This window comes from Burkholderia sp. Ac-20353 (genome assembly GCF_017104785.1).
GTDB lineage: Bacteria > Pseudomonadota > Gammaproteobacteria > Burkholderiales > Burkholderiaceae > Burkholderia.
This window is the reverse complement of the sequence record NZ_JAAGPL010000238.1, coordinates 1-11655: the sequence shown is the minus strand read 5'-3', so window position 1 is coordinate 11655 and position 11655 is coordinate 1. Positions and strand designations below refer to the sequence as shown.

12 protein-coding genes and 2 pseudogenes are annotated in these 11655 nt (G+C 64.6%); 9 read left to right on the top strand and 5 right to left on the bottom strand.

What is annotated here, in order from left to right:
• From G3N94_RS35940 to G3N94_RS35905, 8 genes and pseudogenes are all read left to right on the top strand, one after another.
• Positions 1-530 (top strand): annotated as a pseudogene (locus G3N94_RS35940) (anti-sigma factor); the annotation flags it as partial.
• Positions 531-802: 272 nt separating this feature from the next.
• Positions 803-1177, top strand: a complete 375-nt coding sequence (rpsF, locus tag G3N94_RS35935; protein WP_006402295.1) for a 30S ribosomal protein S6 — start codon at positions 803-805, stop codon at positions 1175-1177.
• Positions 1178-1216: 39 nt separating this feature from the next.
• Positions 1217-1516 carry a primosomal replication protein N gene (priB, locus tag G3N94_RS35930; RefSeq protein WP_060149888.1) on the top strand — a complete coding sequence of 100 codons (300 nt, stop codon included), beginning with the start codon at positions 1217-1219 and terminating at the stop codon, positions 1514-1516.
• 2 nt (positions 1517-1518) lie between these two features.
• Positions 1519-1794, top strand: coding sequence for a 30S ribosomal protein S18 (gene rpsR, locus G3N94_RS35925; RefSeq protein WP_096503057.1), 276 nt, complete (start codon positions 1519-1521; stop codon positions 1792-1794).
• Positions 1795-1821: 27 nt separating this feature from the next.
• On the top strand, positions 1822-2274 hold the full coding sequence (gene rplI, locus G3N94_RS35920) for a 50S ribosomal protein L9 (RefSeq protein WP_124602288.1): 453 nt from the start codon (positions 1822-1824) through the stop codon (positions 2272-2274).
• A 143-nt stretch (positions 2275-2417) separates the two neighbouring features.
• Positions 2418-3800 (top strand): replicative DNA helicase, encoded by a 1383-nt coding sequence (locus G3N94_RS35915; protein WP_205798900.1) that lies wholly within the window; start codon positions 2418-2420, stop codon positions 3798-3800.
• A gap of 140 nt (positions 3801-3940) precedes the next feature.
• Positions 3941-4567 carry a DUF47 domain-containing protein gene (locus G3N94_RS35910; RefSeq protein WP_205798898.1) on the top strand — a complete coding sequence of 209 codons (627 nt, stop codon included), beginning with the start codon at positions 3941-3943 and terminating at the stop codon, positions 4565-4567.
• Between the two features lie 10 nt (positions 4568-4577).
• Positions 4578-5588: an inorganic phosphate transporter gene (locus G3N94_RS35905; protein WP_205798896.1), complete on the top strand. Its 1011-nt coding sequence runs from the start codon at positions 4578-4580 to the stop codon at positions 5586-5588.
• A gap of 107 nt (positions 5589-5695) precedes the next feature.
• Here the strand turns inward: G3N94_RS35905 and G3N94_RS35900 are convergent, their stop codons facing one another.
• Positions 5696-6814, bottom strand: a complete 1119-nt coding sequence (locus G3N94_RS35900) for a C40 family peptidase (RefSeq protein WP_205798894.1) — start codon at positions 6812-6814, stop codon at positions 5696-5698.
• A 267-nt stretch (positions 6815-7081) separates the two neighbouring features.
• Complete coding sequence (locus tag G3N94_RS35895) at positions 7082-8887, bottom strand: PhoH family protein (protein WP_205798892.1); 1806 nt, start codon at positions 8885-8887, stop codon at positions 7082-7084.
• Between G3N94_RS35895 and G3N94_RS42775 the strand changes: the two are divergent.
• Positions 8795-8985, top strand: a pseudogene (locus G3N94_RS42775) (hypothetical protein). The gene G3N94_RS35895 and the pseudogene G3N94_RS42775 sit on opposite strands and share 93 nt — an antisense overlap.
• Positions 8986-9223: 238 nt before the next feature.
• Here G3N94_RS42775 and G3N94_RS35890 read toward each other — a convergent pair.
• From G3N94_RS35890 to G3N94_RS35880, 3 genes are all read right to left on the bottom strand, one after another.
• On the bottom strand, positions 9224-9685 hold the full coding sequence (locus tag G3N94_RS35890; protein WP_205798890.1) for a peroxiredoxin: 462 nt from the start codon (positions 9683-9685) through the stop codon (positions 9224-9226).
• Between the two features lie 135 nt (positions 9686-9820).
• Entirely contained in the window at positions 9821-10717 is an 897-nt protein-coding gene (locus G3N94_RS35885; RefSeq protein WP_205798888.1) for a polysaccharide deacetylase family protein, read from the bottom strand.
• 14 nt (positions 10718-10731) lie between these two features.
• On the bottom strand, positions 10732-11655 hold a 924-nt coding region (locus G3N94_RS35880; RefSeq protein WP_205798886.1), incomplete at its 5' end, for a bifunctional UDP-4-keto-pentose/UDP-xylose synthase.

The window sequence follows — 11655 nt, the reverse complement described above, 5'->3', positions numbered from 1 at the left end:
GCGCCGTGGCGCTGCCGGGCCTCGGCTGGGGCGTTGCGCTGATGATCGCGCTCGCGGCGGGCGCGGGGATGACGCTGTCCGCACACCGCGCGGCCACCGACCGCACCATCGACGAACTCGTCGCGAGCCACGTGCGGGCCGGCCTGTCGGCGCGCGACATCGACGTGATTTCGACCGACCGGCATACGGTGAAGCCGTGGTTCAACGGGCGGCTCGACTATGCGCCGCCCGTCGTCGACCTCGCCGCGAGCGGCTTCGTGCTCGCGGGCGGCCGGCTCGACTACGTCGGGCAACGACGTGTCGCGGTGCTCGTGTACCGCTACCGGCAGCACGTGATCGACGTCTACGTCCGGCCGGCCGGGCTGGGCGCCGCGTCGGCGCCGTATGCGACCGTGTCGCAGGGTTACGCGCTCGACCGCTGGGACGCGGCCGGGATGACGTGGTGGGCCGTGACCGATGCCGAACCGTCCGCGCTCGCGGCGTTCAGGTCGGCGCTGGACGCGCACCTCGGGGCGCCGCGAACCGAATGATTGCGCGGATCACTGCGCGAATGGCCGTGCAGCGCGGGTTGCGACCCCATCTCGATCCGCGCGGCCGGCGTGCCACCTGAATGCTGGACCGCCGCGCCGACCGCCGGTCGCCCCCGATCGGTCGGGTTCAAGTCGTTGAAAACACGGCCGAATCGCATCGCGAAACCTGCATGAACCTTGCACGCGCTCCGCATCCGGGTTAGAATCTTCGGCTTCTCACTTGCCACACCGGTTCAGACGCCCGGGTGGCTTTAATCCACAAGGAGTGTGTAATGCGTCATTACGAAATCGTATTCATCGTGCACCCCGATCAGAGCGAGCAAGTGCCCGCGATGATCGAGCGTTACAAGACCACGATCACGTCGCACGGTGGCCAGATCCACCGCGTCGAAGACTGGGGCCGTCGCCAGCTGGCCTACATGATCGAGAAACTCGCGAAGGCTCACTACGTCTGCATGAACATCGAGTGCGACCAGACGACGCTCGACGAACTCGAACACGCGTTCAAGTTCAACGACGCCGTGCTGCGTCACCTCATCGTCAAGATGAAGAAGGCCGAGACCGGCCCGTCGCCGATGATGAAGGAAGTTCAGCGCGAAGAAGCCAAGAAGGCGGCTGCAGCTCAGCCGACCGAAGCGCAGGCTTAAGCTTTTAGCCGTTAAGCCATCAAGGAGCACGCCACTCACGTGAACAGGCTGCAATTGACCGCGAGCGTCGTCGAGCGCACACCGGTGCGGTACACCCCCGCCGGCGTTCCGATCGCAAGCGCGACATTGCATCACCGCACGGAAGTCGTCGAAGCCGGTATTCCCCGTCAGGTCGAAATGACGATCGAGGCGGTGGCGGCCGGAGAGGCGAGCGGCAGGCTGGAAAGCCGTGAAATGGGCGTCGAGACGCTGTTCACGGGCTTCCTGGCAAAGAAGAGCCGCAACGCGCGCACCTTGGTGTTTCACATCACAGCATTGCAGGACATTGGAAAGGACTGAACATGGCCCGCCCCACTGGTAAGAAATTCGACAAGCGTCGTCAGCAACAAAACCCGCTCTTCAAGCGCAAGAAGTTCTGCCGCTTCACGGCAGCCGGCGTCGAGCAGATCGACTACAAGGACACGGATACGCTGAAGGACTTCATCGGCGAAAACGGCAAGATCACGCCGGCTCGCCTGACGGGTACGAAGTCGCACTATCAGCGTCAGCTCGATACGGCAATCAAGCGTGCGCGTTTCCTCGCGCTGCTGCCGTACACCGATCAGCACAAGGCGTAACCCGGCGACGCAATAAGGAGAATTCGAATGCAAATCATTCTGTTGGAAAAAGTCGCCAATCTGGGCAACCTCGGCGATATCGTCAAGGTCAAGGACGGTTACGCACGCAACTTCCTGATCCCGAACCGCAAGGCTCGCCGCGCAACGAAGGAAGCGATCGCTGAATTCGAAGTGCGTCGCGCAGAGCTCGAGAAGATTGCCGCTGAAAAGCTGGCAGCTTCGCAGGCAGTCGGCGAGAAGCTGGCAGGCCAGTCGTTCGAAATCACGCAGAAGTCGGGCGTCGACGGCCGTCTGTTCGGCTCGGTCACGAACGCAGACATCGCTGAACTGCTGAAGAAGGCAGGCTACGACGTCGAGAAGGCGCAGGTTCGCCTGCCGGAAGGCCCGCTGAAGATGATCGGCGAGCACGCTGTCCAGGTCGCGCTGCACACGGACGTCGTCGTCGACGTCACGGTCAACGTGATCGGCGACCACGCGTAAGCGACACGCAGTCTTGCCGGGCGGCTCCCGCCGCCCGGATGAAGGGCAGGCGCCCGGGTAACCGGGGCCTGCCTTTTTTGTTGCCCGTCAATTTCTGTCGACCGTCTGGCGCCTCGGCTCCTGATTCGCGATAATCCCAACCCATGAATGCGCCGCAAGATCATCAAATCGAATCGCTGAAAGTCCCGCCGCACTCGGTAGAAGCCGAGCAGTCGGTGCTGGGCGGCCTGTTGCTCGACAACGCGGCATGGGACCGGATCGCCGACTATCTGTCGCAGGGCGATTTCTACCGCTACGACCACCGGATCATCTTCGAGCATATCGGCCGACTGATCGCGGCGACGCGGCCGGCCGACGTGGTGACCGTGTACGAGGCGCTGAGCACGTCGGGCAAGGCGGACGATGTCGGCGGGCTCGCGTACCTGAACGCGCTTGCACAGAACACGCCGAGCGCGGCGAACATCCGCCGCTATGCGGAAATCGTGCGCGACCGTGCGGTGCTGCGCCGGCTCGTGTCGGTGGCCGACGAGATTTCCGCCGATGCGTTCAATCCGCAGGGCAAGGAAGTCCGCCAGCTGCTCGACGAGGCGGAATCGAAGGTGTTCTCGATCGCCGAAGAGGGCGCGCGCGGCAACCAGGGCTTCCTCGAGATCGGTCCGCTGCTCACGCAGGTCGTCGAGCGGATCGACACGCTGTATCACACCGCGAATCCGAGCGACGTCACCGGTACGCCGACGGGCTTCGTCGATCTCGATCGGATGACGTCCGGGATGCACGGCGGCGAGCTGATCATCGTGGCGGGTCGCCCGTCGATGGGTAAGACCGCCTTCTCGATGAACATCGGCGAATACGTCGCGGTGGAATATGGTCTGCCGGTCGCGGTGTTCTCGATGGAAATGCCGGGCACGCAGCTCGTGATGCGTATGCTCGGTTCGATCGGCCGTCTCGACCAGCACCGGATGCGGACCGGGCGCCTGTCCGACGAGGACTGGCCGAAGCTCACGCACGCGGTGCAGAAGATGAGCGAGGCGCAGCTGTTCATCGACGAGACGGGCGGCCTGAACCCGATGGAACTGCGCTCGCGGGCGCGCCGGCTCGCGCGCCAGTGCGGCAAGCTCGGGCTCATCATCGTCGACTACCTGCAGCTGATGTCGGGTTCGTCGTCGGGCGAGAACCGCGCGACCGAAATTTCGGAAATTTCCCGTTCGCTGAAGAGTCTCGCGAAGGAACTCGACGTGCCGGTGATCGCACTGTCGCAGCTGAACCGCGGCCTCGAACAGCGGCCGAACAAGCGCCCGGTGATGTCGGACCTGCGGGAATCGGGCGCAATCGAACAGGACGCGGACGTGATCCTGTTCATCTACCGGGACGAAGTCTACAACCCGGACAGCCCGGACAAGGGCACCGCCGAAATCATCATCGGCAAGCAGCGTAACGGCCCGATCGGGCCCGTTCGGCTCACATTCCTGGGTCAATACACGAAGTTCGACAACTTTGCCGGGGCGCAGACCTTCTACGGCGAGTAACGCCGGATGTAAACCCCAATTTCACGAAACGTTGTATCCCGTCTCCGTGCGCGCGCGCGTCCCGTGCGCGTGCCGGACGGGAAACGGTACAATGTCGCCGATTTTCGTGACAGTCATTTGACAAATCTCCCAGGGATCCCATGTTCGGCCGATTCATGCCCACCGAGGGCAAGTTCTTTGAATATTTCAATGCGCACGCGAAGCACCTCGTTGCTGCGGGTCGCGAGCTCGAACTGCTGATCGACAATCTCGCCGATGCCGAGATTCACAAGCAAAACGTGCAAACGGCCGAAAAGGCCGCCGACAAGTTGACGCACGAAGTGATCGACTTGCTCCACAAGACGTTCATCACGCCGCTCGACCGCGACGAGATCCACAAGCTGATCACGACGATGGACGACATCCTCGACCTGATGGAGGACGTCGCGACTGCCGTGTCGCTGTACGACGTGCGCGTGGTGACGTCGGAGGCGAGCCAGCTCGCGCACATCGTCACGCAGGCGGTGCAGCACGTGCAGCAAGGCGTCGCGCTGCTGTCGGACATGAAGCAGTCCGCGCAGATCCTGAAGTCGTGCGAAGAGATCGATCGCTGGGAATCGGAGGCCGACCGCGTACTGCGCGCGGCGATGTCGAAGCTGTTCCGCGAAGAAGACGACGTGAAGACGCTGATCAAGCTGAAGGCGATCTACGAGCTGCTCGAAGAGATCACCGACAAATGCGAGGACGTTGCGAACATCATCGAAGGCATCGTGCTGGAAAACGCCTGAGCGGAACACGATGCATTCAATACAACTCGCACTATGGATAGTCGCGGCGCTCGTGCTCGTCGCGCTCGTATTCGATTTCATGAACGGCTTTCACGACGCGGCGAACTCGATCGCCACCGTCGTGTCCACTGGGGTGCTGAAGCCCCAGCAGGCGGTGGCATTTGCCGCCGTGTTCAACGTCATCGCGTATTTCATCTTTCACCTGAAGGTCGCGCAGACCGTCGGCAAAGGCACGATCGACCCTGGGATCGTCGACCACTACGTCGTGTTCGGTGCGCTGATCGGTGCGATCGGCTGGAACGTGATCACCTGGTACTACGGAATTCCGTCGAGCTCGTCGCACGCACTGATCGGCGGTCTCGTCGGCGCGGCGCTTGCGAAGTCGGGCTGGGGATCGCTGAACATCGACGGCCTGATGAAGACCATTGCGTTCATCTTCATCTCGCCGCTGCTCGGCTTCATCCTCGGTTCGCTGTTCATGCTCGGCGTGTCGTGGCTGTACTTCCGCACCGCGCCGAGCAAGGTCGACCGGCGCTTTCGCAGATTGCAGCTGCTGTCGGCCGGGCTGTACAGCCTCGGTCACGGCGGCAACGATGCGCAAAAGACGATCGGCATCATCTGGATGCTGCTGATGGCGACGGGCTATGCGTCGGCGACCTCTGATGCGCCACCCGCGTGGGTGATCGGCGCGTGCTACCTGTCGATGGGTCTCGGCACGCTGTTCGGCGGCTGGCGGATCGTCCGCACGATGGGCCAGAAGATCACGAAGCTGAAGCCGGTCGGCGGGTTCTGCGCCGAAACGGGTGGCGCGATGACGCTGTTCATTGCATCGTGGCTCGGCATCCCGGTATCGACCACGCACACGATCACCGGTGCGATCGTCGGCGTCGGTGCGACGCAAAAGCTGTCGGCCGTGCGCTGGGGTGTCGCCGGCAACATCGTGTGGGCGTGGGTGCTGACGCTGCCGGCGTCCGCCGTGTTCGCAGCGGGCGGTTGGTGGCTCGGCCACCGGATCTTCTGATCGCGGTTCCGATCGCGTTGCGACACCGAAAGCGCCGCATGCCGACAGGCTGCGGCGTTTTTTTATGCGGGTTGCGCATCGCGCGACCCGACGACACGGCCCTTGTATCAGTAACTGCCGTTCGCGAACCGGGCGATCGGATCGTCGGCGCTACCGGTCGCGGCCCTGACGGGCGCGGCTTGCGTCGACGCGCGCAGAACCTGCACGGAACCTGCCGCCGGCTCGGGCGCAAGCGGCTGACTGGCGTTGGGGGTGGCGCGGGCGGCCAGCGGTGTGTCGTAGGTATCCGATCCTGCTGCCGCGAGCGCATCGGCCGGCTGGATCCTGATCGTCGGAATCGTGGTGCCGCTCGTCGCGGGTTGCGTGGGCGGCGTGTCGTTTCCGTTGCTCGCAAGCGCCGGCGAAACCGAGCCAGCGGTTTGCGCCTGCTGTTGCGCAGCGGCGATGCGTGACGGCGGCGGTTCGAACGGATCGGTTGTGCCGGTGGCCGCTACGCGCGGCACAGGTGCCGGCGCGGCGGCCGGACGTGCTGCCGCGATCGTCGCGCGCGGCGCAGGGGCGACCGTCGGCGCAGGCGTTGCCAATGCCGCGGTCGCGGGCGCAGCGGTCAGCGTGGCTGTTGCGGCTGCTGCAACCGGCGGCGTATCGCGCCGCGCTTCGAAGGTCGGTGCATCGAACGGCGTCGGCGCCGCGCGCGCAGGCGCGACGCGGCGAATGCCGTCGAAGCGTTTCGACCAGTACGGATTCGTCAGGTAGTCGAGCCGCACGGTGCCGCCGGTCGACGGTGCGTTGACGAAGCGCAGCTTGCCGACATAGATGCCGACGTGAGAATGCGGCCGCCCGGTCGTGTTGAAGAAGATCAGATCGCCCGGCGCGATCTGCTCCGGATCGATCGACGTGCCGCGGCCGCTCATGTCCGCGGTCGTGCGCGGCAGGTCCACGTCCGCCGCGCGGCCGATCACGTAGCGGACGAGCCCGCTGCAGTCGAAGCCGCTCGTCGGCGTGTTGCCGCCCCAGCGATACGGTACGCCGACGAGGCTCATCGCCTGGATCGAGATTTCTTCCTGGCCGACGCTGTGGTCGACGAATTTCGGGAAATTGGCGGGCGGGGGGAATGCGCGCGGCGTCGTGATCGTCATGCCCGACGGGCGCGACGACTGTGGCGGCACGCTGGAACAGGCCGCAAGCAGCGAGACGACGGCGACGGGAAGCCAGATTCGAAACATGACGGGCGAGCGAACGCGGCGCGTTCGCCTATCGTATGACAACAGACACCCGATGGTAGTCGCTCCGACGGGGCTTAGGCAACCATTCCTGAGAATTTACTTGAAGTTTCGCGCGTAAATGCGGTCGTCGCGGTGGTTGTTGCTGTGGTCGTTGTGTGGTGACCACGCGAAAAGTGCGACCCCAAAAAATAAAAACGGCGCCCCGTTTCCGGAGCGCCGTGCGCTTGTCGCCGACCGGGCCGATTCGAACCGAATCGGCCGGCTGCGTTACAGGATATCCGACGCGTAGTCGGCGAGCCGCGACCGTTCGCCGCGCGCGAGCGTCACGTGGCCACCGTGGCCCCAGCCCTTGAAGCGGTCGACGACATAGGTGAGCCCCGAACTGCCTTCCGTCAGGTACGGCGTATCGATCTGCGCGATGTTGCCGAGGCAGACGATCTTCGTGCCGGGACCGGCGCGCGTAACGAGCGTCTTCATCTGCTTCGGCGTCAGGTTCTGCGCCTCGTCGATGATCAGGTACTTGTCGACGAACGTGCGGCCGCGCATGAAGTTCATGCTCTTCACCTTCAGGCGCGAACGGATCAGTTCCTGCGTCGCCGCGCGGCCCCATTCGCCGGCTGCGTCGTCAGTCTTCTGCAGTACTTCGAGGTTGTCGTCGAACGCGCCCATCCACGGCTGCATCTTCTCTTCCTCGGTGCCGGGCAGGAAGCCGATGTCCTCGCCGACGGGCACGGTCGCGCGCGTCACGATGATCTCGTTGTAGCGCTTGTCGTCGAGCACCTGCGCGAGGCCCGCCGCGAGCGCGACGAGCGTCTTGCCGGTGCCGGCCTGGCCGAGCAGCGTGACGAAGTCGATCTCCGGGTTCATCAGCAGGTTCAGCGCAAAATTCTGCTCGCGGTTGCGCGCGGTGATGCCCCACACGTTGTTCTTGTGGTGGCTGTAGTCGCGCAGCGTCTGCAGCAGCGCCGTCTTGCCGTTCAGTTCGCGGACGATCGCATGGAACGTCGGCTCGCCGTTCTGCGGCTCGAGATAGACGAACTCGTTGACGAGCATCGACGCGACGAGCGGACCCGTCACGCGGTAGTACGTGGTGCCCGTCTTCGTATCCTGCCAGCTCTCCATGCCCTTCGCGTGCCGGGTCCAGAAGTCCTGCGGCAGTTCGCGCACGCCCGTGTACAGGAGGTCCTTGTCCTCGAGCACCTGGTCGTTGAAGTAGTCTTCGGCCGGCAGGCCGAGCGCGTGCGCCTTGATCCGCATGTTGATGTCTTTCGACACCAGCACGACCTGGCGATCGGGCCGGTCGCGCTGCAGCGCGCGCACGACGCCGAGGATCTGGTTGTCGGCCTTGCCTTGCGGCAGGCCCTCGACGGGCTCGATGTGGTTGAGCGTCGTCTGGAAGTACAGGCGGCCGAGCGCCTCGCGGCTGCCGAGACGCGACAGCGGAATGCCGGCCGTGATCGGGCCTGCGTCGGCGACGAGCGCGTCGAGCGTGCGGCTCACCTGGCGCGCGTTGCGTGCGACTTCCGACATCCCCTTCTTGTGGTTGTCGAGTTCCTCGAGCGTCATCATCGGCAGATAGACGTCATGTTCCTCGAAGCGGAAGAGGCTGCTCGGATCGTGCATCAGCACATTCGTATCGAGTACGAACAGCTTTTGCATTTCGGCCTCGGCGGCCTTGCGGCCGCGCGACTTCGTCGCGGTGCCCGCGTCGCGCGCGGTGGTCGAAGCCGGTTTCGCGGCCGACGGTTTTTCGGCGCGCGCAACCGGTGCGGCCGGCGCAACGGGCTCGGCGGGAGCCGGCACGGGCTGCAGCAATGCGGCCGTCTGCTTGGTCTTGCGACCGCGTGCTGGCGCGCTCGCGGCTTCCTGCGCGGACGCAACCGCGCGCAGCGGCGCGGCCGTGTTCGCGGCTTCGGTCATGGGTTGGGCCACGCTAGCCGGGCCGTAGTCGGCGGCCGTGGAAACGTCCCCTTCGGCGGATTGCTTCGCGGCTTTCGCCGGTCGCGCTTTCGCCTTGTATTCGTCGGGCGGCAGCAGGCTGCCGAGCTTGCTGGGGGGGGTAGGCAAAGGCATGGTGTCCCTCGGGAGGAATCGTGTCGCATGGCATGCGCCGCTGATCGCATCCTGCTTCGTAACGAAGACGCGTGCAGTTTGCGCGCGGTGGCGCATAAGGATTTCGTATCGCCGGTTCGCCTAAATGTCGATCAGCTCCTTGACGGGGTGAAGGGCCGGACCGCGTGCCGGCGCGCAGACCATAAAAAAAGCCGCTGCCCCGTCGACCGGGACATGCGGCTCGGCTGATACCGTCGTGATGCGCGTCAGGTGCGGGAAAGCATCGCAACGAGCACCGGCGCAGCTACGAGAAATATGGGGCGAACTGGCATTCATTGCGGCCCAATATAGCGCGCCTCAAAGCGCTTGTACAGCACTTAGCACGTCGTCCACATGCCCCGGCACCTTGATGCCGCGCCACTCGCGACGCAGCACGCCATCGGCGTCGATCAGGAACGTCGAGCGCTCGATTCCGCGCACTTCCTTGCCATACATTTTCTTCATCTTGATGACATCGAACAGCGTGCACAGCGCTTCGTCGGCATCGGAGATCAGTGCGAACGGCAACTCGAGCTTTGCCTTGAAATTGTCATGCGAGCGCAGGCTGTCGCGCGACACGCCGACGATTTCCGCGCCGGCCTTCTTGAACTTCGGATAGAGATCGCGGAACTGCAGCCCTTCGGTCGTGCAGCCCGGCGTGTTGTCCTTCGGATAGAAATACAGCACGAGCTTGTTGCCCTGCAGGTCGGACAGCGACAGGTCGCCGCCGGTAGCCGGTGCGGTGAAATCGGGAACTTGACGGTCAACTTCGACGGACACGTGTTTCTCCTGTTGTTATGGAAGGGCGCCTTGGCGAGCGCGCGCTTGCGCGCCGCGCATCGATGACGCGGGTGTGGCGGCGCGCAACGGGCGGCGCGCTGCCACACCGGAGGGGCGGGAACGAACGGCGCTGTCTCAGTCGGGCTGGACGATCAACTCGCCGGAGCGGCCCGGAATTTCGCCCCACGCGACAGGGTACGATGGCAGCGTGTCGCGGTCCAGCGTCGCGTGATAGTCGCCCATCGTCGCAAACGTGTGGCCTTGCGCGCGCCAGCCCGCGAGCAGTTGCTCGAACACCGGCGCGAGCTTCTGGCCTTCCAGTTCCGCGTGCAGCGTGAAGACCTGGTCGTGCGGATTGGTTTCGGTGAACTTGAGGATATGCGCGGCGACGTTGTGCGTGTCGACGCCGTCGACGCCGAGCACCTCGTCGAGCGTCGGCAGCGTCGTCGGCATCTGCACGTGCTCGAGTGTCCGCCCGCCGACGACCGGCCGATACGGCGAATGACCGCGGCCGTCGGACGCATAGCGCATGCCCCACGCGTCGATCTGCTCGAACGCCGCGTCGTTCATCTGCCAGCCCGCCGCGCCGTGCGTGACGGGCGGTGCGCCAAAGATGTCGACGAAGCGCGCGTGGCTTTTCTGCATTTCGCGCGCGGTCCAGTCGCGGTCGCGCTCACGGACGTTGTCCTGCCAGTACACGTGATCCCACGTGTGGATCCCGCATTCGAAGCCGGCCTCGTGGATTGCGCGCATGTCGGCGACCGCGCGGCGGCCGATGTCGGGGCCCGGCAGCAGCACGCCGTACATCAGCTGCTTCACGCCGTAATGCTCGACCACGGACGTGCGTGACACCTTCTTCAGGAACCCGGGGCGGAACACGCGCCGCAGCGCCCAGCCGGTATGGTCGGGCCCGAGGCTGAAGAGGAAGGTCGCACGCGCGCTGAAGCGCTCGAAGATGCGTGCGAGGTTCGGCACGCCTTCGCGCGTGCCGCGCAGCGTGTCGACGTCGATCTTGAGGACGATGCGAGCCAAGCGTGCGTCCCGTTTCAGCCTTGCTGTTCGACGAGCGCGCGCGCGTCGCCGACGTGGCCGCGATACGCTTCGAAGATCTTGCGCAGTGCTTCGTCGAACGTCGACTGCGGCGCCCAGACGAGTTCCTGCATCGTGTTGTCGATCTTCGGCACGCGGTTCTGCACGTCCTGGTAGCCCTTGCCGTAGTACGCGCCCGACGTCGTTTCGACGAGGTTCACGTTCTTCGCGGAATCGGCGTACTCCGGGAATTCGGCGGCCAGCTCGAGCATCTTGTGCGCGAGTTCGCGGACCGAGAAATTATTCTTCGGATTCCCGATGTTGTAGATCTTGCCCGACGCAATGCCGTTCGGGTTCTCGATGATCTTCATCAGCGCGCTGATGCCGTCGTCGATGTCGGTGAACGCACGCTTCTGCGAACCGCCGTCGACGAGGCTGATGTTCTCGCCTCGCACGATGTGGCCGAGGAACTGCGTGACGACGCGCGAGCTGCCTTCCTTCGGCGTGTAGATCGAGTCGAGGCCCGGGCCGATCCAGTTGAACGGACGGAACAGCGTGAAGTTCAGGCCTTCCATCCCGTAGCCCCAGATCACGCGGTCCATCAGCTGCTTCGAGCATGCGTAGATCCAGCGCGGCTTGTTGATCGGGCCGTAGGTGAGGGCCGATGCGTCCGGATCGAACTGCTCGTCCGCGCACATGCCGTAGACCTCGGAGGTCGACGGGAACACGAGGTGCTTGCCGTACTTGACGGCCGAACGCACGATCGGCAGGTTCGCCTCGAAGTCGAGCTCGAACACGCGCAGCGGCTGCTGGACGTAGGTCGCGGGCGTTGCGATCGCGACGAGCGGCAGGATCACGTCGCACTTCTTCACGTGATACTCGACCCACTCCTTGTTGATCGTGATGTCGCCTTCGAAGAAGTGCATTCGCTCGTGGTTGAA